This is a genomic window from Streptomyces sp. NPDC046716 (genome assembly GCF_040645755.1).
Lineage (GTDB): Bacteria > Actinomycetota > Actinomycetes > Streptomycetales > Streptomycetaceae > Streptomyces.
The window spans coordinates 116,532-140,939 of sequence record NZ_JBEYYU010000005.1 but is presented as its reverse complement, the minus strand read 5'-3'; the positions used below and the strand labels follow the sequence as shown (position 1 = coordinate 140,939).

Below are 24,408 nucleotides of genomic sequence, written 5' to 3'. Positions count from 1 at the left end.
CGACTCTGTGCCGCGGGCGGCCGGGTTCGTATGGTGAGGAGATGACGGGGGAAACGGGAGACGACGTCCCGAGCCTGGAGGAAAGGGTTCAGGCGCACATCTGCGACGAAGGCGCCGCTGTCGTGCTGCGCTCCGAGCCCAAGCTGCCCGAGGCGATGCGGACCTGGGGCGCCGAGCGCGTCATCGCCGCGACGGTGGTCCGGGACGCGTTCCGCCGCCGCGTCGCCGGGCAGGACGGCTCGCACCGCGTCCACCTGCAAGGTCTGGTGATCGACGGGCACCTCGACCTCGACTGCCTGACCACCGAGGCCAACGTGCGCCTGATCGACTGCCACTTCCGCGACGGCCTGTCGCTGCGCAACGCACGCCTGTCGTCGCTCGATCTCAGCGGCAGCCTCTTCGAGGACGGGGCCGGGCCGTGCGTCTCCGCCGACAACCTCGTCCTCCGTTTCGACCTGCGGATGGAGCGCGCCCACGTGCTCGGCAACGCCCACGAGGTCGCCCTGTCCCTGCACGGGGCGGAGATATCCGGCTGCCTGTTCGCCACGGGCATCGCCATCGGCCACGCGCGGGGCCCGGCCGTGGACGCCACCAACCTCGTGGTCAAGGGCGATCTGCACCTCAACCGGGGCACGATCGCCGGGCACCACCGCACCGCCGCGCTGACCCTGCGCGGGGCCAGCGTCGGCGGCCGGGTGCAGCTCGCGGGGACCGTGCTGCGCAACGACCGGGGCCCGGCCGTCCAGGCCGACCGGATGCGGGTCACCACGGGGCTGCGCATGCGCGGCGCCACCGCGACCGGGACCGACGACAAGTACGCCATCGTGTCGCTGGTCGACGCGGTCGTCGGCGGCAAGGTCGACCTGCGCCAGTCCAGGATCGACAACACCGCGGGCCCGGCCCTCGTCGCGAGCAGGCTGAAGGTCGAGGGCGACCTGAATCTCGACGAGAGCCGGGTCACCGGCACCGGTGAGCGCCCCACCGTGAACCTGTTCAACACCTTCGTGGCGGGCACGCTGTCCATGACGGGCGCCCGGCACAGCAACAGCAGCGGCTGCGTGCTGAACGCCCAGCGGGCCGTCGTCGACGGCGACGTCCGGCTCGACAGGTCCCGGTTCAGGAGCCGTACCGACCGGGCCGCCGCGGTCAACGTGTTCAGCGCCGAGGTCGGCGGCTACATGTCCCTGTCCAGGGCCCGGATCGTCAACCAGCTGGGGACCGCCCTGTTCGCCGTCCAGCTCAAGGTCTCCGGCGACCTGCGGCTCGACCAGGGGTTCAGGGCGGCGGGCGGCGGCACCGACGGGGCGGTGCGGCTGCACGCGTCCAGGATCGGCGGCGTCCTCGACATCCGGACGGCCCGGCTCACCGCGACCCGGGGACCGGCCCTGTCCGCCCGGTCGATGGAGGTCCTCGCCGACCTGAGGGCCGACGCCGTCACCGTCAGGTCGCGGGGCGCGGCCGGGGCGACCGCGCTGCCGCCCATGATCGACCTGCGCGACACCAGCGTCCGCGGGCGGCTCGCGATGTCACCGCAGACCATCGCCGACAACCGCGCCGCCGTCCGGCGCAAGCTCATCGCCCTCGACGACATGGTCTTCGGCGTCCTGGACCCGCGGATCACCGTCAAGGACTGGATCCACGTCCTGTCCCACGACACCCCCGCGTACACCTCGCAGCCCTACCAGCACCTCGCGGGCCTGTACCGGGACCAGGGCGACGAGCGCGACGCGCGGCAGGTCCTCATGGCGCAGTACCGGGACCAGCTGACCCGCTCCGACGGGCAGGGCTTCCTCGTGCGCACGTGGCAGAAGACCGAGGGCCTGACCATCGGCTTCGGACACCAGCCCTGGCGAGCGGTGTTCGGCCTCGTCGCGATCTTCTTCGTCATGGGCATGCTGGCCCTGTGGGGCGGTGGGCTGACCGGCACCGACTGCCACGCGGTGCAGCGGATCGGCCGCGCCGTGGAGGCGAGCCTGCCGCTGATCCGGGTGCAGCAGCTCGAAGGCTGCTCGGCCGACGACGGCACGGCGGGCCTGGCCTTCATCCTCGCGACCTGGGTCGCCCAGGTCACCGCCTGGATGTTCGCCACCCTCTTCATCGTGGGCCTCACCACGGCGGTGCGCAGGCGACCCTCCTGACGGGGCGCGGTCAGGAGGCCGCCGGGACAGGGGCGGCACCGGGCACGGGCGGGGACGCCAGCCGGTGGGCGCACAAGCGTCGTTGGAGCAGCGAGAGGCCCAGGATGCCCGCGCCGAGGACGACCCAGCCGGCCGGGCCCGCCGCCATCACCCCCGACGTCAGCACGGGCGGGCCGACCGACTTCTCGATGGACTGCGACATCCCGGCGACGCCCAGATAGGCGGGGCGCTCCCGCTCCGGGGCCAGGCACACGGCCAGCTCCCAGGAGCTGACGGAGCGCATCAGCTCGGCCAGCGTGATCAGCGCCGTACAGGCGAGGAGCAGTACGGACGCCGGCCAGGCGCCGCCCGCGCCGGACAGGGGGAGCAGGAGGCAGGCGAGCGCGATCAGCAGGCCGTACCGGGGCAGCGCGCGCAGGGCGCCGTCCGGGCCCGGAAAGCGTGCGGTGACCCGGAGCTGGAGCAGCACGACCAGCACCGTGTTGAGCACGAGGAAGGCCGGGACGAGGGCGTGCGGCGCGTCGGTGCGGTGGACCAGCCACAGCGGCAGCCCCACATCGAGGACGGCGCCGTCCAGGGTGAGGGGGATGTCGAGCAGCACGAAGAGCAGATAGCCCCGGTCGCGCCAGGGGCCGCCCCCGCGCGCCTGCCGGTGGACGCGGGCGGCGGGCGGACGGCGCGCCGAGGTCCAGGCCACGAGGACCGCCGCGGCGACGAACGAGGCGGCGTCCGCCAGGATCAGCGCGTGGTAGGCGCCGACCGTGCCCACGGCGAGCCCGATCGCGGCGACCCCGGCACCGGCTCCGTACGCGGCGTTGGCGACACTGCGCGACAGCGCCTGATAGACGGCGCGGCGGTCCCCGGCCGCCTCCGTCGCGAAGATCATCTCCAGGGTCTTCGCCGTCCGGTCCCCGGCGCAGATCACCGCGACGGCGGGCAGCAGCGCCCAGAAGCCGTGCAGTGCCGGCAGGGCGAGGACGGCCCCGAGCCGCAGCGTGTGGCACCAGATCAGCAGCGTCCGGACCGGGAACCGCTGCGCGAGCCGCCCGCCCACCGGTGAACCTGCGATCCCCGCGACCCCGGCCGCGCCGAGCAGCAGCCCGACCTGCCCGCCGTCCAGGCCGGTGACGAAGGTGAAGTACAGCACCGCGGCCGCCGCCCACACCCCCGTCCCGGCCCGGTCGAGGAACTGCCCGCACAGCATCAGCCGGGCGTCGCGCCCGCCCGGCGGCCGCCGCAGCCCCGCCAGCAGCCCTGCTCCGCCCCGCCGTCGCCGCACTGAGCCCCGCCCCCCGTTCGCCGGCCGGTGATCTCCGTCCGCCCGCCAGAGTCTCGTCATCAAGAATCTTGATGTCAAGGTTTTTGTGGGAGGCGCCCGGACCGGCGGGAGCGCGCTGCTGGAGCGCCGAGGACGGCGGCCCGTACCTTGACGCCATGACCGACGCCGCGCCGCGCCCCTCGCACCCCGACCGCTGGGACGTCAGGAAGCTGATGATCCTGCGCACCCTGCGCGAGCGCGGCACCGTCACCGCCGCCGCCCAGGCCCTGCTGATGACGCCGTCGGCCGTCTCCCAGCAACTCACCAACTTCTCCCGGCAGCTCGGGGTGCCGCTCCTCGAGGCGCAGGGGCGCCGGGTCCGGCTCACCGACGCGGCGCATCTGGTGCTGCGGCACGGCGAGGCCGTCTTCGCCGAACTGGAGCGCGCCGACGCGGAGCTGGCGGCCTATCTGCACGGCGAGTCGGGCGTCGTCCGGGTCGCCGCCTTCTCCACCGCCGTGCCCGCGCTCGTCGTGCCCGCCGTACGGGCGCTGCGCGCCGACCGCCCCGGCATCACCGTCCGCGTGCGCGAGGCCGAGGCCGCGCAGGCCTACGAACTGCTCGCCGCCGGAGACGTCGACCTGGCCCTGTCGCTGGCCGCGCACGCGCCGACCGCCCGCGACCCCAAGTTCACGCGGGTGCCACTGCTCGCCGACCCGCTGGACGTCGCCCTGCCCGCCGGGCATCCGCGCGCCGGGCGGCCGGGCCTCAGGCTCGCCGATCTCGCGGACGAGCCCTGGATCTTCGGCGGCTCCGGCCCCTGGTCGGAGATCACCACCACCGCCTGCGAGGCCGCCGGATTCGTGCCCGAGCAGGCGCACAGCGCGGCCGGCTGGACCGCCATCCTCGCCATGGTCGAGGCGGGCATGGGCGTCGCCCTCGTCCCGCGCATGGCCGCCGCGCGCCGCGACGGGGTCGTCATGTGCGCGCTGGGCGCCGACCGTCCCGTCCGGCACGTGGTGGCGGCCGTGCGCCGGGGCGCGGAGGAGGGCGCGGCCGTGCGGCGGGTCCTCGACGCCCTGACCGTTCAGCGGAACTGAACAACCACCCCGGAAACTTTCGATGGACCTGATGGCTCTCCGCGCCCGACAGTGGGGCCATGACGACAACGCCCGGAACGGACCCGCACGCCAACGACGCCGCCCCCTACGCGGGCGGCGACCCGTACGCCGACTACCGCACCTTCGGCGACCCCGCCGCCTTCGCCGAGCTCGTCGACCTCGCCGACCGGCGGCTCGGCGCCGGCGTCATCGCCGCCAACGACGAGTTCTTCGCCCAGCGCGAGAACCTGCTGGTGCGCGAGCGCGCCGTCTTCGACCCCGAGCACTTCGGGCACAAGGGCAAGGTCATGGACGGCTGGGAGACCCGGCGCCGCCGCGGCACCGCCGACGAGCCGTTCCCGGCGCCCGAGGACCACGACTGGGCGATCGTCCGGCTCGGCGCGCCCGGCGTCGTGCGCGGCATCGTCGTCGACACCGCCCACTTCCGCGGCAACTACCCGCAGCGCGTCAGCGTTCAGGCGGCCGCCGTCGCCGGTGCGCCCGGCCCGGACGAGCTGCTCGCCGACGACGTGAAGTGGGAGGAGATCGTGCCGGTCAGCCAGGTGCGCGGGCACGCCGCGAACCACTTCACCGTCACCTCGCAGGCCCGCTTCACGCACGTCCGGGTCTGCCAGCACCCCGACGGCGGGATCGCCCGCCTGCGGGTGCACGGCGAGGTCGTGCCCGACCCCGAGTGGCTCGGTCTGCTCGGCACCTTCGACCTGGTCTCCGTACTCAACGGGGGTGTGTACGAGGACGCGTCGGACAAGTTCTACTCGTCGCCGACCCAGATCATCCTGCCGGGCACCTCGCGGAAGATGGACGACGGCTGGGAGAACCGGCGCCGCCGCGTGCACGGCACCAACGACTGGGTCCGCTTCCGGCTCGCCGCGCAGGGGGAGATCCGGGCCGTGGAGATCGACACCGCGTACCTCAAGGGGAACTCGGCGGGGTGGATCGCGCTGAGCGGGCGGGACGGGGAGACGGGGGACTGGTTCGAGATCATCCCGCGTACGCGCTTGCAGCCCGACACGCTGCACCGGTTCCCGCTGGCCGGGCGGGCCGTCGCCACGCATGTCCGGCTGGACGCGTTCCCTGACGGGGGTGTGGCCCGGATGCGCGTGCACGGCGCTCTGACGGAGACCGGGCGCTCGGCACTGGCGGCCCGGTTCGACCGTTCCTGACCCGCGGCTCCGGCGGGGGCTGGTCGCGCAGTTCCCCGCGCGGCTCTCGTCGTGGCCGGTCGCGCAGTTCCCCGCGCCCCTACGGGGCGCCCCTGAGACGGCGCACGAAGTGCGCATCTCAGGGGCGCGGGGAACTGCGCGAGAAGAGGCCACCGGCCTGCACGCGGAGAACGACCCAGGGAGCGCGGGGTACTGCGTGATCGGCAGTACCCCGCGCCCCCCGGAGAGGGCTACGCGTCGGCGGCCTGGGCCTTCAGGGCGCGCTCGACCCCGGCACGGGACTCGGAGACGAGCCTGCGCAGCGCGGCGCTCGGCTCCGCCGACCCCAGCCAGGAGTCCGTCGCGGCCAGGGTGTCGGCGGACACCTGCACCGACGGGTACAGCCCGATGGCGATCTGCTGCGCCATCTCGTGCGACCGCGAGTCCCACACACCCCGGAGCGCCGAGAAGTACTTCTCGGTGTACGGCGCGAGCAGCTCCCGCTGATCGGTCTGGACGAACCCGCCGATCACGGCCTCCTGCACCGCGTTCGGCAGCTGGTCGGACTCGACGACCGAGGCCCAGGCCTCCTCCTTGGCCTCGGGAGTCGGCCGCGCCGCACGCGCGGTGGCCGCGTGCCGCTCACCGGCGGCCGTCCGGTCCCGCTCGTACTCGGCGGTGATCTCCGTCTCGTCGAACCGGCCCACGGCCGCGAGCCGCTGCACGAACGCCCAGCGCAGCTCGGTGTCGACGGCCAGCCCCTCGATGGTCTGGCTGCCCTCAAGCAGGGAGTCCAGCACGTCGAGCTGCTCCGGCGTGCGGGCCGTCGCCGCGAAGGCGCGGGCCCAGGCCAGCTGGTGGTCGCTGCCCGCCTCCGAGGTGCGCAGATGCGTCAGCGTCGCCTCGGTCCAGCGGGTGAGCAGCGCGTCGCGGTGGGCCGGGGCCGCGTACAGGTCGAGGGCCAGCTTCACCTGCCGCTGCAGCGACTGGACCACGCCGATGTCGGACTCCTTGGCCACCCCGCTGAGCACCAGGTCGAGATAGGCGCTGGCGGACAGCTCGGCGTCGCGCGTCATGTCCCAGGCGGAGGCCCAGCACAGGGCGCGCGGCAGGGACGCCTCGAAGTCGCCGAGGTGCTGGGTGACGAAGGCGAGGGACGCGTCGTCGAGCCGGACCTTGGCGTAGCTCAGGTCGTCGTCGTTGAGCAGCACGACGGCCGGGCGGTGCTTGCCGACCAGCTGCGGCACCTGCGTCGACTCACCGGCGGTGACGTCGAGTTCGACGCGCTCGCCGCGCAGCAGCTTGCCGCTGGAGTCGTCGAGGTCGTAGAAGCCGATGGCGATCCGGTGCGGCCGCAGCGTCGGCTCGCCCTTCGCACCGGCGGGCAGCGCCGGGGCCTCCTGGCGGACGGCGAAGGCGGTGATGACGCCGTGCTCGTCGGTCTCGATCTCGGGGCGCAGGATGTTGATGCCCGCGGTCTCCAGCCACGCCTTCGACCAGGACTTCAGGTCACGCCCGCTGGTCTCCTCCAGGGCGCCCAGCAGATCGCTGAGCCGCGTGTTCCCGAACGCGTGCCGCTTGAAGTACGCCTGCACGCCCTGGAAGAACTCGTCCATGCCGACGTAGGCGACGAGCTGCTTGAGGACCGAGGCGCCCTTCGCGTACGTGATGCCGTCGAAGTTGACGAGCACGTCGTCGAGGTCGTTGATCTCGGCCATGATCGGGTGCGTGGACGGCAGCTGGTCCTGCCGGTACGCCCAGGTCTTCATGGAGTTGGCGAACGTCGTCCACGAGTGCGGCCACTTCGAGTCCGGCGCGTACGCCTGGCAGGCGATCGACGTGTACGTGGCGAACGACTCGTTCAGCCACAGGTCGTTCCACCACTCCATGGTGACCAGGTCGCCGAACCACATGTGGGCCAGCTCGTGCAGGATCGTCTCGGCCCGCACCTCGTACGCCGCGTCCGTCACCTTGGAGCGGAAGACGTACTGGTCGCGGATGGTCACCGCGCCCGCGTTCTCCATCGCGCCCGCGTTGAACTCCGGCACGAAGAGCTGGTCGTACTTGGCGAACGGGTACGCGTAGTCGAACTTCTCCTGGAACCAGGCGAACCCCTGCCGCGTCACCTCGAAGATCGCGTCCGAGTCGAGGTACTCGGCGAGCGAGGGACGGCAGTAGATGCCCAGCGGCACGCTCTGCCCGCCCGGACCCTCGTACGACGAGTGCACCGAGTGGTACGGGCCGACGATCAGGGCCGTGATGTACGAGGAGATGCGCGGCGTCGGCTCGAAGTGCCAGACGTCGTCCTTGGGCTCCGGGGTGGCGGAGTTCGAGATCACCGTCCAGCCCGTCGGCGCCTTCACCGTGAACTGGAAGGTGCCCTTGAGGTCCGGCTGCTCGAAGCTGGCGAACACGCGCCGCGCGTCGGGCACCTCGAACTGGGTGTAGAGGTACGCCTGCTGGTCGACCGGGTCGACGAAGCGGTGCAGGCCCTCTCCGGTGTTCGTGTAGGCGCAGTCGGCGACGATCCGCAGCTCGTTCGGCCCCGACTCCAGGTGCGCGAGCGCGATCCGCGAGTCGCGGAAGACGGCGGCGACGTCGAGCGAGCGCCCGTTGAGCACCACCTCGTGCACGGCGTCCGCGATCAGGTCGATGAAGGTCTCGGCACCCGCCTCCGCGCTGTCGAAGCGCACGGTGGTCGCGGACCGGAACGTGCCGCCCTCCTGCGCGCCGGAGAGGTCGAGATCGATCTCGTACGAGTCAACGGTGAGCAGCTTCGCCCGCTGCTGCGCCTCTTCTCGGGTCAGATTGGTGCCAGGCACGCGGTCATCTCCTAGTGCGTTCTGCGTTTGTGACGATTCCGGCCATCCTTCCACGCGGGGTACCCGAACGCGATGTCCGTTTTCCGCCGGTGAACACGCCCGTCCCGCGCGACCGTGGAGGGCATGACCAGGTACACCGCACTGCCCATCGACCCCACCGCTCTCAAGGAACTGCGCGACGTCGACGACGCGGGCCGCGCCTGCGTCCCGTACACCGCGACCGCGGCCGACGCGGGCTCTCCGCTGCGCTGCTGCCTGCGCCCGGTCCGGGAGTGCGACCGCATCGCGCTGGTCTCCTACGCGCCGCTGCGCCGCTGGGCGGCGGAGACGGGTGCGACGCCGGGCGCGTACGACGAACAGGGCCCGGTCTTCCTGCACGCCTTCGCCGACGACTGCCCCGGCCCGGAGCGGGACCCGGAGCGCTACCCCTTCGACCGGCCCGGCGCCCTGCGCACGCTGCGCCGCTACGACGCCCGGGGCCACATCGCCGGCGGCCGGCTCCTGGAGATCCCGGGCGACGCGACGGCCGGATTCGACGCGGCCCTCGACGAGGCCTTCGCCGACCCGGCCGTCGTCCTGGTGCACATCAGGGCCGTGGAGTACGGCTGTCTGCACTTCGCGGTGCGCCGGCCGCGCTGAGCGCGGGACGCGTCAGCCGCCCACCGAGATCTGCCACGGGCCGTCCGCTCCGATGCGCAGCAGGCCCGGGCCCTGCACGGGGGCCAGCACATCGAGCCGGCCCACCTCGTTGACCAGCAGGTCCTGGTCGTCGGGCCAGTCGGGGTCGGAGGAGCGGAGGTAGTGCCAGACGGTGAAGTTGCTCTCGCCCTGGTGCGCGAAGGACAGGACGCCGGGGCCGCCCTCGTACACCAGCAGATCGGGGCCCGCGCCGTGCACCGCGCGGTCGAGGCGCCGGGCCTGGCCGAGCGGCAGCACCCGCAGCGTCCACGGGGAGTCCGCCTCCACCAGCAGCGCCAGCGGGCGGTCGTCGGGGACGGTGGCGAGGGTGCGGCCGTGCACCTCGTCCTCGTAGGCGTCCAGCAGGAGTTCGTCGCTGCGCCCGTACGCGTCGCAGGAGTAGATGGTGACCGAGATGCTGTCGCGGCACTCGATGTCGACGACGACCCGGCGGCCCGGGGGCAGGTTCGGCGGGCAGGTGACCCGCTGCTTGGCCCGGCCCTGGTGGACGTAGGGCGGGAAGTCGACGGTGAGTTCGTCGGGGCCGCCGGGGCCTGCCCACGCTCCTGCGGCGGGTGCCGCGGGGGCGGGCGCGGGCGGCGCGTCCTCGACGCCGATCCCGAAGTCCGTCGCCAGACCGGCGAGCCCCGAGTCGTAGCCCTGGCCGACGGCGCGGAACTTCCAGGTGCCGTTCCTGCGGTAGAACTCGCCGAAGACGAAGGCGGTCTCCGTGCTCGCGTCGCCGATGGCGAAGGAGGCGACCGGGGCGCCCTCGGGGGTGGCGACGTGGACGGCGAGACCGGGTATCCGGCCGAACGCCTCGTTGTCGGCGGATGCGGCGACCACCACCCGCGCCACCTCGGGCTCCACGGCGCTCAGGTCGAGCCAGATCCAGTCGGTGCCCGAGGGGCCCGGGTCCTGGCCCTTGCCGAGGTGGCGGACGGACTTCGAGTGGTGCTCGCGCTGGTTGTAGAAGACGAGGTCGGCGTCCGAGCGGACCGTGCCCGCCGCGTCGAGCAGCAGGGCCGAGACGTCCACATCGGGAGTCCCGGGCCCCTGCTGCCAGGCCACCGCCACGTGCAGAGCCGCTGAGGGAACAGGAAGGTTTCCGCCCTTGGCCATCTCGGTCATGCCGGGATCTTCACACAAGCTCCACGAGCGTGTGGCCGGTTTCGCACAACAGCGCGAAACCGCGGAACGGGGTCAGCTCTTGAGCTCGGCCGCCACCAGCTCCGCGATCTGCACCGCGTTGAGCGCGGCGCCCTTGCGGAGGTTGTCGTTGGAGACGAACAGCGCCAGGCCGTTCTCGACCGTCTCGTCGGGGCGGATGCGGCCCACGAAGGACGCGTCCTTGCCCGCCGCCTCCAGCGGCGTCGGGATGTCGGACAGCACGACGCCGGGGGCGCCGGCCAGCAGCTCCGTGGCGCGCTCCACCGAGACCGGGCGCGCGAAGCGGGCGTTGATCTGGAGGGAGTGGCCGGAGAAGACCGGGACGCGGACGCAGGTGCCGGAGACCTTGAGCCCGGGGATCTCCAGGATCTTGCGGGACTCGTTGCGGAGCTTCTGCTCCTCGTCCGTCTCGTGCAGGCCGTCGTCGACGATCGCGCCCGCGAGCGGCAGCACGTTGAACGCGATGGGGCGCTTGTAGACCTCCGGCTCGGGGAAGTCGACCGCCTCGCCGTCGTGGGTCAGCTTGTCGGCCTCCGCGACGACCTTCTGCGCCTGGCCGTGCAGCTCGGCGACGCCCGCGACGCCCGAACCCGAGACCGCCTGGTACGTGGCGACGACCAGCGCTTCGAGGTCCGCCTCGTCGTGCAGGGGGCGCAGCACCGGCATCGCGGCCATCGTGGTGCAGTTCGGGTTGGCGATGATGCCCTTGGGGCGGTCCGCGATCGCGTGCGGGTTCACCTCGGAGACCACGAGCGGCACCTCGGGGTCCTTGCGCCAGGCCGACGAGTTGTCGATCACGACGGCGCCCTGCGCGGCGACCTTCTCCGCGAGGGCCTTGGAGGTGGCGCCGCCCGCCGAGAACAGCACGATGTCCAGGCCCGTGTAGTCGGCCGTCGAGGCGTCCTCGATCGTCACGCCGTCCACGGTCTTGCCCGCGCTGCGCGCCGAGGCGAAGAGGCGCAGCTCGTCGACCGGGAAGTCCCGCTCGACCAGGATCTTGCGCATGACCGTGCCGACCTGACCGGTGGCTCCGACGATTCCGACCTTCACAGGGTTCCTCCGTACGTACACAGGCGGCGAGGTGCCGCTCCATGATGCGTCTGTCCAGGCCCGCCTTGTCCAATCGATTGTCCGAGGCGCGGGACGCGTGGGGTTCGCCACAGACTTCTCGCGGCCGCGGCGAACGTTCCGGGCGCCTGCGGCGTCGTAGGACACACGCGGGGGAGGGGAGGGGCATTGCTGCGCGGCAAGCCGAGAAGAACGGGGGGCCGGTCCGGGCCGGACGACCCCCTGGACGCGGCCGTCGAGGACCGGGTGCGGGCCGTCCTGTCCCTGGGCGGGATGCCGTACGCGGATCTGCCGGACGGGGTGCAGCAGGTGCGGCTGCGGCTCCTGGAGCGGGCCGCCAAGGGGGAGGAGGCGCCGCGCGACGTCTCCGCGTGGGCGGCGGTCGTCGCCTCCAACCTCGCCATGGACTGGCACCGGGCCAAGCGCCGCCAGGAACGGCTCGGCGAGCGCCTTGCCGCCCTGCGCCAGGAGGACGCCCGGGACGCCGCCGAGTCGCGCGTGCTCTCCCTCGCCGTCGCCGAGGGCCTGGACCAGCTCCCCGACCAGCAGCGGCAGGTGGTCGTGCTGCGGTTCTACGCGGATCTGCCGGTGCGCGACATCGCGGCGGAGCTGGGCGTGCCCGAGGGCACCGTCAAGAGCCGGCTGCACACGGCGGTGCGGATGCTGCGGGCCCGCCTGCGCGAAGGGGAGGTGGTGTGACATGGGCGCCATCGAAGGTACGGACGGCACGGACGGCATGGACCGTGAGGACCGGCTCCTGATGCTGGCGGTCTGCGGCGAGCCGCTGCCGGACGACGACCCGGACGCGGCGGGGCTCGCGGCCGACGTCGCGCTGCTGCGCGAGCAGGTGCGCGGCATCGGCGACGCGCTGGCGGCCCGCCCCGCGCCGAAGCCCGTACCGGCGCCCGCGCCGGTCCGCCGTCGCCGCCCGCTGCGGATCGCGTTCGGCGTGCTCGTGGCCGCCTGCGTGGCCGGGGTCGTGGGCGGCCTGGGCTGGCTCGCCGTGACCGCGCCCGCCGGGATCAGCTCCTCCTCCGGCGACAGCGACAAGTCCGTGGCCGATGCCCGACGGGGGCAGGGCGGCGCGGACGCCTCCTCGCCCGCCCTGCACATCGCCTGCTCCAAGGTGCTCGTCGAGGGCCGGGTCGTGAGCATCACGCCGCGCGCCGACGGGGACGTGCGCGTCGTCCTCGACGTCACCCGCTCCTACCGCCCCGAGCGCTCGGCCGAGGAGCACCCGATGCTCACCGTGACCCTGCACGGCTCGGCGAAGGCGGACCTGAAGCCGGGCACGTACACGCTGATCCGGACGCCCGTGTTCCCCCAGGATCGCCAGGACTGGGAGACCGGCTGGGGGGTGAAGGACGCGCGCGGCGGCATCGTCGACGCGCTGCCGGAGGCCCGCGGCCTGGAGTGCCCGGGGCCCGGGTACTGACGGCGGAAAGGGGCGGACGCCGATGGCGTCCGCCCCTTCCGTGGATCAGCCCAGGACTACTGGGTGACCTTCTCGATCTGCACGCTGCCGGTGCCGGTGACGACACCGCGCTCGTTCAGGAGCTGCACCTGCCCGAAGAACTCGCGTCCCTCGGGAGCCGGGGCCGCCGCCGTGACCTGGGCGGCCACCGAGGCGGACGCGCCGTTGGCCAGCGTGACCGGCTTCGAGCCGTCCACCGTGACCGTGCCGAGCGCCGACGAGAAGAAGACGTCCGAGTAGTCGTACGCGGTCGTCCCCGCCGGCACCGAGTACCCGGCGACCTCCACCGTGTACGTGCCGGCGGCCGGCTTGGTGATCGTCACCGCCTCCTCGGAGTCGCCGTCCGCGGACTGCGCGACCTGGTTGCCGGCCGCGTCGTAGACCGTCAGGTCCAGGTCGGCGGACTTGTCGGCCGTGTTGCCGATGGCGACGGTGAGCTTCTCCGCGCCCTCGGGCACGACGACCTCGGAGGTCTGCGTGTCACCGTTGGCGATGGTGGGCCGGTCCGTCTTCGACGAGCCGAGCGCACCGCCCTGGAGCTTGCCGCCGGTGATGGCCGCGAAGTTGTTCGTGACCTTCCAGGAGACGTCGGCCGGAACGCCGACCTTCGCCTCGGTCACCGTCTGCACGGCCGGGTCGAACGCGGCGCCGAGGGCCTGGACCTCCAGCGCGTACGGGTTGTCGAGCAGCGGCGACGTGCGGCGCGCCTCGACCTCGATCTCCCAGACACCGGCCTGCGGGTCCGCGTACGAACGCAGGTCGGGGCGGCAGCCGTTGCCCGATCCGTCGCCGTAGTTCGGGTAGCAGTTCGGCGTCGAGGTGACGTCGACCGGAACGCCGTACGGGTGGATGGAGATGAACCGGGTCTGGCTCCCGTCCTTCAGCCCGCTCATCCGCACCTGGAGCGCCTTGGCGCCCTCGGGGACCGTCACGAAGTAGGACGTGGTGGCGTTGCGCTGCACCGAGCCCTTGGCGGTGAAGGTGTACGACGGCTTGGCCACCGGCGTCGAGACGACGACGGTCGCCATGATCTGCTGGTCGACGCCCTCGGTGCGCGGGTCGTCGACCTGGAGGATCGCGCTGTGCAGCCCGGCCGAGCCCGGCTTGGCCTGCACCTTCACGGTGACCGGCTTGTTCAGCGGCAGATACACCGTGCTGGAGCCGACGATGTCGAAGGTGCCGCCGGAGTTGTTCTTCAGCGACAGCTTGTGGCGCACGGACTTGGCCGACCCGGACGTACGGGTGACCGTGACGTCGTAGGTCTTCTTCTGCTTGGCCTTCAGGCCGCCCTCGCGGTCGTAGATGCCGGTGCCGAAGCCCGGCGTCGCCAGCGCGTAGTCGATCGCGGTGTCGACGGGCGCCTTCACGGTGTACGTGTGCGCGCTCGCCCCGCGGCGGATCGACTTCCAGGCGTCCTCGATGTCGATGAGGCCGGAGCCCTCCGCGTACGCCTGCTCGCCCCTGATGTGGTCCGCGGTCGAGGTGAGCGCGGTGCGCAGCGTCGCCGGGGCCAGGCCGATGTGCTTCTGCTTGGCGGCGCTGATCAGCAGCGCGCTCGCGCCCGCGGCCTGCGGCGAGGCCATCGAGGTGCCCTGGAGCATCGAGTAGCCGGCCGGCAGCGAGTAGCCCGCCTCGGCGACCGGCGAACCGGGCAGCCAGGTCTGGGTGGTGTTGATCGCCGCGCCGGGCGCGGTGATGGCCGGCGTGAAGCCGCCGTCCTCACGCGGGCCGCGCGACGAGAACGGCATCATCGCGTACGACTTCTCGACCTTGGAGCCGTAGTTGGCGGCCCAGGTCTCCTTGGAGATCGACGCGCCGACCGAGAGGACCTTGTCGGCCAGGCCCGGGTCGCCGATGGTGTTCGCGCCGGGGCCGGAGTTGCCCGCCGAGATCACGAGCTGCACGCCGTACTGGTCGATGAGGCGCGTGTACAGCAGCGAGCGCGCGTTGTTGCCGTCGTTCAGCGCGGGCAGACCGCCGATCGACATGTTGACGATGTCGACGCCGCGATTGGCGACGAGGTCGATCATGCCCTCGGTGAGCGCGACGTTGGTGCAGCCGCCGGTCCACGTGCAGGCACGCGAGGAGACGATCTTCGCGCCGGGCGCGGCACCGTTCATGTTCTTGTTGCCGAACAGCGAGTTGGCCGCGGTGATGCCCGCGACGTGGGTGCCGTGCTCGGACTCGATGACGCCGATGTTGACGAAGTCGCGCTTCTGCCCGACCCAGTCACCGCCATAGGGGTCCATCGGGACGTCCTTGCGGATCTCCACGACGAACGGCTGGCGCTCGACGACATCGGTGGACGGGTCGTCCTTGCCGAAGTAGCCGATCTGGTAACCGTCCTTGTACGGCTTCATCGGGGTGTCGTCGGTGAAGTCGCCGTTGTCGTTGAGGTCGACGGTGACGGTGCCCGCGGCGGCGTCGTACAGCACGCCCCACTTGTCGGTGGTGTCGCCGTCCCGGTTCGCGTCGCCCGCGGCGTCGCCGCCGGTGGTGGCCGCCTCAGCGAAGGTGCTGACACCGTACGAGCCGGCCTTCGCCTTCCAGGTGCGGCCGCCGTACGTGAACGTCGGGCCGGACACCTGGGTGACCATCGGCCGCCACGTCGCGTCGCCGTCCACGATCGGGTCGGTCGAGGTGACCCAGTCGACGATCTTGCGCTCGCCGGTCGTGGTCTTCTGCAGCGCCGGGTGGCCGAGGTCGACACCGGAGTCGAGGATGCCGATGGTGACACCGCGCCCGTCGGCCTTCGGGTTGTCCTTCACGAAGTCGACGGCGCCCGTCTCGAAGGACGGGTTGTACGGGTTCTTGGCGGGGGTGTTCTTCCCCGGGCCGCTGTACGAGCCGGTGGAGTGCCGCGACGCGCCCTTGGCGGTGTCGGCGGACGGCGTCGGGTCGTCGAGCGCGATCTCCTGGCGCAGATCGATGCCGAGCACGGAGTCGAGCTTCTCGGCGGCCTTGATGGCGGCCTCGGCCTTACCGGTGGGCAGCGTCGCCCGGACGTAGCCGAGCTTGTCGTAGGTGCGGCCGACGGAGCCGCCCTTGACGGAGTCGAACTGCCCGGCCACGGCCTCGGTCTTCCCGGGGGCGGTGGCGACCATGACGGTCACGTTCTTGTCGCCGTCCGCCTTGGCCGCGGCGAGCAGTTGGGCGTCCTGCGAGCCGAGTTTGTCGCTGGCGGACTTGACGGCCGGGTCGGCGGGCGGCGCGGAGTCCGCGCCTGCCGCGACGGCCATGGGTATCGGCCCGGCCGCGGTGAGGGCAGCCACCAGGCCGGCGGCGGCCGCGAGCCGGGCCGCGCGTCTCGCACCGGATATGGGTGCGCGCTGGGGATCGAGGGTCATCAGCATCCCTGCTACGTGAAGGTGAAGACGGACGATCGAGATGATCGGAACGACTCCGGATTTCGGTGCCGGATGACCGCTCAGCTTTACTTAAGTGACCACGGTTTGGGGAGAGTTGCCCGAGACGGGGGGTGGCCATGGCGGCATTCCGCCATACGCCATCGCGCCCAAACCCCCGCCATCCGGACGTAATTGTCCAACCCCTTGAACGCTTTTGAAGATCTCGTGGTTCACCGGCCTCCGCTACGGGCGTAGAGCCCGGCCCCCGGCACCGGGCGAAACCCGCCCATCCCCCTGCGCATCGGCCCGGATGCCTCTAGCGTTCGGGAATGCACAAAGAGCTGAGGGTGGCCGCGTACGCGGTGTGCGTGCGGGACGGACAGGTGCTTCTCGCCCGCTGGGTCGCGAGCGACGGCAGCCGCCGCTGGACGCTGCCCGGCGGCGGCATGGACCACGGCGAGGACCCGTACGACACGGTGATCCGCGAGGTCGACGAGGAGACGGGCTACACCCTCGCGCCCGGCACCCTCCTCGGCGTCCACTCGGTGCTGCGCCGCTACCCCCGCAAGCTGGGCAAGATCGCCGACTTCCACGGGCTGCGCCTCGTCTACGAGGGCGCGATCACCGGCGGCACCCTGCGGCACGAGGAGAACGGCTCCACGGACATGGCCGCCTGGCACGACCTGACCGCCGTCCCCGACCTGCCCCGGGTCGAACTCGTCGACGTCGGACTCGCCCTGTGGCGCGAGCGCCCGGCCGACGGACATCTGACGCCGAAGCCCGGCGGCGGGCCCACCCTTCCCCGCGAAGTGAACACAGAGTGACCGCGAGAGAGCGGCTCACCCTCCCGCGCATGACATCACGGACCCGACGCGCGCCCCGGCGCGGACCCCGGTGATCCACGTACGGTGATCGGCGCTGCGCGTTGCGTCGCTGTTCACGCGCAGGTCACCCCCGATGCCAACGATCCAGTACGGACGGGCAGTGCCCCACGGCACCACCCGGCCGCCACTGTCGACGCGTTCGCACTCGGGGAGACCGCGCCATGCCGCGCACACGCTCTGTCACCAAGGCCGCCGCAGACATTGACCGCCGTACCGTGCTGGCCGCGACCGGCGCGCTCACCGGGACGGCGGCGATCGCCGGCTTCGGCTACCTCCTGGGCCCCGGCGGGCACGAGGCCGCCGCCGGTCCCGCACCCGCACAGGCGCTGACCCGCGAGGTTCCCGACGCGTCCGAGGCGCCCGGCGTCCCGTACAGCCGCGGCACCACCCTCGCCTCGGTCGCCGCCGGGCACGGCTCCGGCTTCCGGCGCCTGGGCGGCGGCCCGGCCTGGCCGCGCGTGGTCCGCTCCGACCTCAGGGCCGCCCGCTCCGGCCGCGCGGCCCGCCGCACCGCGCTCGCCGCCTTCGTCCAGTTCACCGACCTGCACCTGGTCGACGTGCAGCACCCGCTGCGCTACGAGTACCTGCGCTCCCAGACGTCGAGCGCCTGGCGTCCCCAGGAGTCGCTGTCCGTCGCCGGCGCGGTGGCGCTCGTCGAGCGGGTCAACGCCCTGCGCGGCGCGCCCGTCACGGCGGCGCCGCTGCACTTCGTGATGACGACCGGCGACAACACCGACAACAACGCCCGCTGCGAACTCGACTGGTTCCTCACGGCGATGAGCGGCGGCCGCATCACCCCCAACACCGGCGACCCGCGCCACTACGAGGGCGTCCAGAACAGCGGCATCCCGCTCTACTGGCACCCCGACTCAGGCCTGCGCGACACCGACAAGCGGGACCACCACTTCCCGCGCCTCGACGGCTTCCTGGCCGCCGCGATCTCCGAGGTGCGCAGCCCCGGCCTGAAGCTGCCCTGGTACTCCACGGTCGGCAACCACGACGCGCTGCCCGGCGGCTGCTACGCCCCCGGCGACTCCTACTTCGCCGAACTCGCCGTCGGCGGCCGCAAGCTGATGGACCTCCCGGCCGCGCAGGGAAAGGCGATCTGGGACAACGTCAAGCAGGGCGGCGACCCGCGCGGCAGAGAGTTCGAGCGGCTGCTGCGCGCGCAGGCCCGGCACATGCGCCCGGTCACCCCGGACGAGTCCCGCGCACCCTTCACGCCCACCGAGTACGTCGCGGCCCACCTCGACCCGGCCAGGACCGGGCCCGGTCCGGTCGGCCACGGCTACACGCAGGCCAACCTCGCCGCGAAGACCCAGTACTACGCGTTCCGCGTCTCGGACGACGTCGTCGGCATCAGCCTCGACTCGACCGACCCCGGCGGCCACTACGAGGGCTCGCTCGGCACCACCCAGCTCAAGTGGCTCACCGCACAGCTGAAGGAGGCCGAGCGGAACGGCGACCACGTCGTCGTCTTCTCCCACCACACCAGCAAGACGATGCGCAACCTCAACGAGGACCCCGGCCACCCCGGCGAGCGGCGCCACGGCGGCGACGAACTCGCCGCCCTCCTCGCCGCCCACCGCCCGGTCCTCGCCTGGGTCAACGGCCACAGCCACAAGAACGCCATCACCCCGCACAAGGGCACCGGCGGCTCGAACGGCTTCTGGGAGATCTCCACCGCCTCCCACGTCGACTTCCCGCAGCTGGCCCGCATCATCGAGATCACCGACAACCACGACGGCACGCTCTCGCTGTTCACCACGCTCATCGAGTCCTCGGCGCCGCACCGCACCGACTTCTCCGACCTCAGCCAGACCGGCCTGGCCGCCCTCTACCGCGAACTCGCCTTCAACGCCCCGGGATCCCGCGCGACGCTGTCCGGCACGCCGGGCGACCGCAACACGGAGCTGGTGCTCCGCAAGTAGCCGGGTCTTCTTCACCGCGCATGCGAAGGGACGGGCCTCGCGCGGCCCGCCCCTTCGCTCCCCTCCTGATGTCGCCCCGGTCCGTCACTACCGGGGCAGCACCACGACATACGCCGCCGGGTCCCGGTCGCCGGACGCCATCAGCGCGGTCCGGACGACGGCGGCCTGCTGCTCGATCGACTCGCGCAGCTTCCTCGGCGTGATGTGCACGACCGTGATCCCGAGCCGCTCCAGGTGCTCGCGCTTGCGGACGTACTGGCTGAACAGCGGGTCGTCGTCCCCGCCGAGGCCCGCCCTGGGCGCCCGCGTGTCCAGTTCGACGGCGACCGCGTGGTCCGGCCAGTAGGCGTCCACCCCGCCCAGGTGCGGTCCGCCCGGCAGCCGCAGGTCCACGTTCCACACCGGGTCCGTCAGGCCGCCCTCGCGAACCATCGCGTACAGCCGGTCCTCGGCGATCGCCCGCCCCTCCGCGAGCAGCGAATCCACGGCGGCCACCACGTGCGGCCGGGTCAGCAGCCGGGCCGCCGTCAACTCCCGCACCAGCGCCGCCGGCTCGCAGTGCCCGCCGCGCACCGCCTCGGTGAGCAGCCGGCGCACCGCCTCCGCGTCGGCGAGCTGCGCCACGGCGTCCGCGAGCGCCCGCGGCACCGGCGCCACCGGAACGCCGTCGAGCGTCACGGGGTCCGGCAGCCCCGGCGTGCGCACGAGCCGCGCGAACTCGGTCGACCGCAGCCGCCGGGTGCGCGGGACGAGCACGTCGACGTGGTCGAGGGAGAGCAGCGGGGGAGCGCCCGAGAAGCCGTGCAGGGTCAGCGCGGCGAGCCCGGTGACCAGGACGTCGGTGTACGGGGCGGCGGGCGCGGCGTGCGGGTCGCCCGCCGCCGGCTGTACGGGCACGGCGGCGGCCGGGACGCGCCGCTGCGGGGTCCGCCCGGCGTACAACAGCACCGCGTGCAGCCGCTCCTCACCGGTCGGCGGCCCGGGATGCAGCAGAAACACCCCCGGCAGCGGCTGCTGCCAGGGCCCGCCCGCCCGGCACTGTTCCTGCGCGGTGGCGGCGGAGACCCCGTGCGCCTTCAACTGGGCGCCGCTCAGGACGCGCCGCTGGGCCGTGACCAGGTGGCGCAGGGGGCGGGGGGAAAGGGGGGTGTTGTGGTTCATGAGGTGGATGTGCCCATCAGCACCCCCTGCGCTAACCGCTGTTACAGCCCTGTCGGCAAAACCGGACAAGCCCGCCCTAAAGTCGGCCTCTCCCCGTGCCGAAAAGCCCAGGCGGTACCGGGGGTTACGGCTCGGGATGCCCGCATTGGGTAACACCCCGCCGCCCGCACCCCCGGCGTCACCCGATGTCGACGACCCGGGCCCACCCCGGCGGCGCCTCCGGCACATACTCCGGATCGTCCTCGTCGACGCCCCCGGCGGGCCGCGGAAACAGCCCGACCACCACCCGGCACGGCGGCCGCTCCGACGGCCACGGGGTCTGACCGTCCGTCAGGGCGACGATGACGTCCGGCCGGTGCCGCCCCCGCAGCGCCCGCGCGAACCCGGACCGCAGATCCGTCCCGCCGCCCCCGACCAGTTCCACGCTCTCCGCCCGGCACAACGGCACGGCCACCCCGGCCGCCGCGTCGCAGGAGACCACCGAGACCAGATCGCGCCGCCCGCCCACGGCCCGCGCGATCGCCGCGACCTCCAGCAGCGCCGCGCCCAGCTCGGCATCGCTCACCGAGCCGGACGTGTCGATCACCACGCAGACCCGCGGCGGATTGCGCCGCAGGCTGGGAAGGACGACTCCGGGCAGGCTCGCCGAGCGGCGCGAGGGCCGCCGGTAGCTGTGGTTCTCGCCGACCCCGGGCGCCCCCGCCGCCGACCGCACCGCCGCCCCCAGCAACTGCCGCCAGGGCTGCGGCGCGTGGAACGCCTCGTCCGCCCACCGCCGCCACCCCTCCGGCGCCGAACCCGGCCGGCCCTTGATCCCCTCCGCGACCCGGAACCGCACCGCGTCCCGCTGCTGCCGGGTCAGCCCGTGCGCGCCCCCGGGCCCCAGCTCCCACGGCCGGGCGTGCCCGTCGGCGCCGCTGCCGCAGTCCAGCCAGGCGAGTTCCGGGCCGAGGTCCGCCATCGACGCGGTCCGCAGGTACTCCTCCATCAGCAGCCCGTCGTCGAGCCGGAGCATCGAGGGCAGCACGACCCCCGTGGGCCGCTTCAGACCGTCGCCGTAGATGTCGTCGTTGATCTCGAAGTCGGCGGCGATGTTGCGCCGCAGCCGCTCGCCGGGACCGTGCTCGCCGTGCGCGCGGGCGTACCGCTCGCCCCGGCCGTGGTGGTCCCGGAGCAGATGGGACACCTCGTGCACCCAGACGCCCGCCAACTCCTCGACGGGGGTGCGGGCCACGAAGCCGGGCGAGACGTAGCAGCGCCAGTGCGGGTCCACGGCCATCGTCGGCACCGACGGGTCCTCCACGACGTGCAGGGCGAAGAGCGCGGCGGCCAGATAGGGCCGGACCTTCACCGCGTGCAGCCGGGCGGCCAGCAGCTTGTCCCGGTTCAGCGGGAGCACGCACCGGACCGGGTCGGCCCGGGGCGGCGCGGGCTCGGGGCGCCGGGGCGCCGGGCGCGGCACGGGCCGCCGTGCGGGCGCGCTCATCGGCGTACCGCCGTGGCCGCGCCCGCCAGGGTCCTGGCGACCGAGCGGTCGGCGCGCTCGGCGATCCCGACGACCCCGGCCAGCCGTTCCACCGCGTCGGGCACCTCCCAGTCGTCGCGGCGCAGCGCGGCCAGCGCGGACGCCGGGGCGACCAGCAGATCGGGGGCGCCGCTCTCCAGGGCGCGGACCAGGACGGCCCAGGCCGCCTCCCAGCGGTCCCGCTCGGGCCGTGCCCCGACGGCGGCGACCACCGCTTCGAGGGCCGCCTGCCGCAGATCGCCGCGTTCGGGGAGCTCGGCGGTCGGCGGGTCGGACAGCAGGGACTCGGGGTCGGGAAGGTCCATCCGGTCGAGGTGGGCGAGGAGTTCGAGCCCCGGCCCGTCGCCCACGGCGCCGCGCACCAGCAGCGCCAGCACCTCGCGGGAGACCGATGCGGCCGTCCCGAACGCCAGCAGGGTCAGCGCGGTCTCCCAGCTGCGCGGCGAGGGCCAGGCGCCGCCGCGGCGCGTCTCGCTGTTCGGCAGCCGGTGGATCAGCGTGGGCCTGGCCTCCAGGAACCCGCACACGGCGCGCCGCGCGTACGCCACCGCCGGGGCGAGTGCCGCCGGGTCGAGGCTCGGGAGTTCGGCGCGGGGCCAGACTCCGCCGAGTCCGCGCACCACCACCTCCCTGTCGTGCACCCAGTGCAGGTGCACGAATCGGTTGGCCAGCGGCGGGCTCAGCTCCCAGCCGTCGGCGGCCGACGCGCGCGGGTTGGCCGCCGCCACGATCCGGACGCCGGGCGGCAGTTGGAGCGCGCCGACCCTGCGTTCCAGGACGACGCGGAGCAGGGCCGCCTGGACGGCCGGGGTGGCGGTGGAGAGTTCGTCGAGGAAGAGCAGCCCGCGACCGGCTGCGACCAGTTCCACCGCCCACTGCGGTGGCGCCATCGGGACTCCCTGCGTTGCGGGGTCGTCGCCCACGATCGGCAGGCCGGAGAAGTCGGACGGTTCGTGGACGCTGGCGATCACTGTGGTCAGCGGGAGCCCGAGCGAGTCGGCGAGGCGGGTGAGCACCGCGGTCTTGCCTATGCCGGGTTCGCCCCACAGCAGGACCGGGAGGTCGGCGGCGACGGCGAGGGTGAGCGCTTCGAGCTGTTCGTCGGGGCGTGGCTCGGACTCCGCGGTCCGGAGCATGCCCAGCAGGGTGTCGGCTACGGAGAGTTGGCTGGTATTCGTCATGGGGCATCACCTGGGAGGGAGTAGGGGTGGGAAGGGTGGTGCGTTCGGGTGCGGCTCTCGTCGTGGCTGGTCGCGCAGTTCCCCGCGCCCCTGGGGCTGCGCTTCGCGCGCCTCCCTTCAGGGGCGCGGGGAACTGCGCGAGAAGCCCCACCGGCCGTCAGCCGGAGGGCACCCCGGGAAGGGCGGCGCGGCGTCGAGCCCGGCCCGGAACAGCCCGTGCCCGACGAGCCGCCCGGCAGCAGACTCCAGCTCCTCCCGGAGCGCCCCGTCCCGCAGGACGGCCCCGCTCCCGAGCAACCCCTCGACGACGCGGAGCGCCCCGGCCCCGTCCCCGTGCAACAACCGCTCCCGCACGGCGGGCAGCGCCTCGGGCCGATGATGCACGGCGTCGATGGCCCGCAGACACGGCAGCCCGGGCCCGCCGAGCGCCACCAGCAGCTCCTCGCGGCGCAGTTGGCCCGGATCGTGGTCGACGGCCACCAGCACCCCGTCCCGCAGCGCGATCCGGTGCACCTCACCCCGGCACTCGACCCGGTGCGGATCACCGGGATCGGCCACGGGGCCGACGGCGGCACCGGTGCCGACCCCGCCCAGCGCCGCGCCGACCAGCGGATGCAACCGGTCGGCGGTGACGAGCCCGGCGCGGAGCAGTTCGAGATCGGGCAGCGGCCGCGCCGCGGCCTCCGGCAGCACCGGAAGCGCCGCGACGACCTGCGCCGGCAGGACCTCGCGCACCGGACGGCAGACCGGGGCATGACTGTCGTCCGGGGCGAGGAGTTCGAGGACGTCGTGCTCGCGCGCGGCACGCCGCACGGTGAACGCCCCACGAGGGGAACGCCGTTCGGCGCGCAGCAGCAGCTCCGCGTCGACGGCCCACCCGGCACGGGCGCGTACCGCCAGCTCGGGAGCGCGTCCGGCGTCCCACAGATGCCGGTGCAGATCGAGCCGGAACCGCCGCGCCGGGTGCGGATGGGGATGGGGGCGGCCCGGGCCGGTCCCGGGCCCCTCCCACAGGGAGAGGGAGAGCCGCTGTCCGCCGTCCGCCGACGCCGGAGGCGTCCGTACGACGAGGCGCAGCGGCCCGTACCGGGCGAGGGCGACGGTCAGCGCGGGCCGCAGCCGCCCGTCGGGGGCGATCCTGGGCAGGTGCCAGCGCAGCAGATCCGGTGCGAGGCACCGCAGATCGGCCTGGAGGGTTCGAGCGAGGTCACTGCCGTGGCGACGGCGCACGGCGCGCAGATCGAGATCGACGTCGACCCGGGCGGCGGCGCAGGCCCCGGCCCAGTCACCGGCGGCACGCCGCGCGGTACACGTCTCGATCATGGACGGTGGCACGGCGTACGCACGTACGCGCTGCCACATCGACAGTCGGGGCGGAATCCCGTTCACGAGGTGGGGTGCCATCAGCACTCACCTTGCGCGAACGAGTCCCCCAATCCGTACAAGGAGAAGTTCGTCATCCCGCGCATCATAGGCACGCGGGACGTGCGCGGGGCGAGCGCTTTTCC

Annotated in this window: 17 protein-coding genes; 8 read left to right on the top strand and 9 right to left on the bottom strand. The window is 73.3% G+C overall.

Annotation, left to right across the window (positions count from 1 at the left end; genetic code table 11):
• Window positions 1-41: 41 nt before the first annotated feature.
• Window positions 42-2,138: a hypothetical protein gene (locus ABZ930_RS05720; RefSeq protein WP_361541985.1), complete on the top strand. Its 2,097-nt coding sequence runs from the start codon at window positions 42-44 to the stop codon at window positions 2,136-2,138.
• A gap of 10 nt (window positions 2,139-2,148) precedes the next feature.
• Here ABZ930_RS05720 and ABZ930_RS05715 read toward each other — a convergent pair whose 3' ends face one another.
• Window positions 2,149-3,417 (bottom strand): MFS transporter, encoded by a 1,269-nt coding sequence (locus tag ABZ930_RS05715; protein ID WP_361541982.1) that lies wholly within the window; start codon window positions 3,415-3,417, stop codon window positions 2,149-2,151.
• A gap of 155 nt (window positions 3,418-3,572) precedes the next feature.
• On the opposite strand from ABZ930_RS05715, the gene ABZ930_RS05710 reads away from it, so the two are divergent.
• On the top strand, window positions 3,573-4,496 hold the full coding sequence (locus ABZ930_RS05710; RefSeq protein ID WP_361541979.1) for a LysR family transcriptional regulator: 924 nt from the start codon (window positions 3,573-3,575) through the stop codon (window positions 4,494-4,496).
• Window positions 4,497-4,555: 59 nt separating this feature from the next.
• Window positions 4,556-5,680, top strand: a complete 1,125-nt coding sequence (gene alc, locus ABZ930_RS05705; RefSeq protein WP_361541976.1) for an allantoicase — start codon at window positions 4,556-4,558, stop codon at window positions 5,678-5,680.
• 230 nt (window positions 5,681-5,910) lie between these two features.
• On the opposite strand, the gene pepN is transcribed toward alc, so the two are convergent.
• Window positions 5,911-8,481, bottom strand: coding sequence for an aminopeptidase N (pepN, locus tag ABZ930_RS05700; protein WP_361541972.1), 2,571 nt, complete (start codon window positions 8,479-8,481; stop codon window positions 5,911-5,913).
• A gap of 123 nt (window positions 8,482-8,604) precedes the next feature.
• Between pepN and ABZ930_RS05695 the strand changes: the two genes are divergently transcribed.
• Entirely contained in the window at window positions 8,605-9,120 is a 516-nt protein-coding gene (locus ABZ930_RS05695; RefSeq protein ID WP_361541969.1) for a DUF1203 domain-containing protein, read from the top strand.
• Between the two features lie 12 nt (window positions 9,121-9,132).
• On the opposite strand, the gene ABZ930_RS05690 is transcribed toward ABZ930_RS05695, so the two are convergent.
• Window positions 9,133-10,290 carry a TerD family protein gene (locus ABZ930_RS05690; RefSeq protein WP_361541966.1) on the bottom strand — a complete coding sequence of 386 codons (1,158 nt, stop codon included), beginning with the start codon at window positions 10,288-10,290 and terminating at the stop codon, window positions 9,133-9,135.
• Window positions 10,291-10,362: 72 nt separating this feature from the next.
• Window positions 10,363-11,379: an aspartate-semialdehyde dehydrogenase gene (locus tag ABZ930_RS05685; RefSeq protein ID WP_361541963.1), complete on the bottom strand. Its 1,017-nt coding sequence runs from the start codon at window positions 11,377-11,379 to the stop codon at window positions 10,363-10,365.
• Between the two features lie 186 nt (window positions 11,380-11,565).
• Here ABZ930_RS05685 and ABZ930_RS05680 point away from each other — a divergent pair, with 186 nt between their 5' ends.
• Both ABZ930_RS05680 and ABZ930_RS05675 read left to right on the top strand, forming a co-directional pair.
• Window positions 11,566-12,096, top strand: a complete 531-nt coding sequence (locus ABZ930_RS05680) for a sigma-70 family RNA polymerase sigma factor (protein WP_361541960.1) — start codon at window positions 11,566-11,568, stop codon at window positions 12,094-12,096.
• Between the two features lies 1 nt (window position 12,097).
• Complete coding sequence (locus ABZ930_RS05675) at window positions 12,098-12,832, top strand: hypothetical protein (protein WP_361541957.1); 735 nt, start codon at window positions 12,098-12,100, stop codon at window positions 12,830-12,832.
• A gap of 56 nt (window positions 12,833-12,888) precedes the next feature.
• On the opposite strand, the gene ABZ930_RS05670 is transcribed toward ABZ930_RS05675, so the two are convergent.
• Window positions 12,889-16,218 carry a S8 family serine peptidase gene (locus ABZ930_RS05670; RefSeq protein WP_361541954.1) on the bottom strand — a complete coding sequence of 1,110 codons (3,330 nt, stop codon included), beginning with the start codon at window positions 16,216-16,218 and terminating at the stop codon, window positions 12,889-12,891.
• 329 nt (window positions 16,219-16,547) lie between these two features.
• Between ABZ930_RS05670 and ABZ930_RS05665 the strand changes: the two genes are divergently transcribed.
• The gene (locus tag ABZ930_RS05665) at window positions 16,548-17,042 is read left to right on the top strand and encodes an NUDIX hydrolase (protein WP_361541951.1); all 495 of its coding nucleotides are present in this window, start codon (window positions 16,548-16,550) and stop codon (window positions 17,040-17,042) included.
• Window positions 17,043-17,263: 221 nt separating this feature from the next.
• On the top strand, window positions 17,264-19,033 hold the full coding sequence (locus ABZ930_RS05660) for a TIGR03767 family metallophosphoesterase (protein WP_361541948.1): 1,770 nt from the start codon (window positions 17,264-17,266) through the stop codon (window positions 19,031-19,033).
• An 87-nt stretch (window positions 19,034-19,120) separates the two neighbouring features.
• On the opposite strand, the gene ABZ930_RS05655 is transcribed toward ABZ930_RS05660, so the two are convergent.
• The 4 genes from ABZ930_RS05655 to ABZ930_RS05640 all read right to left on the bottom strand — a co-directional run bounded on the left by ABZ930_RS05655 (window position 19,121) and on the right by ABZ930_RS05640 (window position 24,304).
• The gene (locus ABZ930_RS05655) at window positions 19,121-20,194 is read right to left on the bottom strand and encodes a hypothetical protein (protein ID WP_361541945.1); all 1,074 of its coding nucleotides are present in this window, start codon (window positions 20,192-20,194) and stop codon (window positions 19,121-19,123) included.
• A gap of 178 nt (window positions 20,195-20,372) precedes the next feature.
• Window positions 20,373-21,680, bottom strand: a complete 1,308-nt coding sequence (locus tag ABZ930_RS05650; RefSeq protein WP_361541943.1) for a VWA-like domain-containing protein — start codon at window positions 21,678-21,680, stop codon at window positions 20,373-20,375.
• Window positions 21,677-22,900, bottom strand: coding sequence for a MoxR family ATPase (locus tag ABZ930_RS05645; protein WP_361541941.1), 1,224 nt, complete (start codon window positions 22,898-22,900; stop codon window positions 21,677-21,679). Before ABZ930_RS05645 ends, ABZ930_RS05650 begins: the two co-directional genes overlap by 4 nt.
• 117 nt (window positions 22,901-23,017) lie before the next feature.
• The gene (locus tag ABZ930_RS05640) at window positions 23,018-24,304 is read right to left on the bottom strand and encodes a hypothetical protein (RefSeq protein WP_361541938.1); all 1,287 of its coding nucleotides are present in this window, start codon (window positions 24,302-24,304) and stop codon (window positions 23,018-23,020) included.
• Window positions 24,305-24,408: the final 104 nt, after the last annotated feature.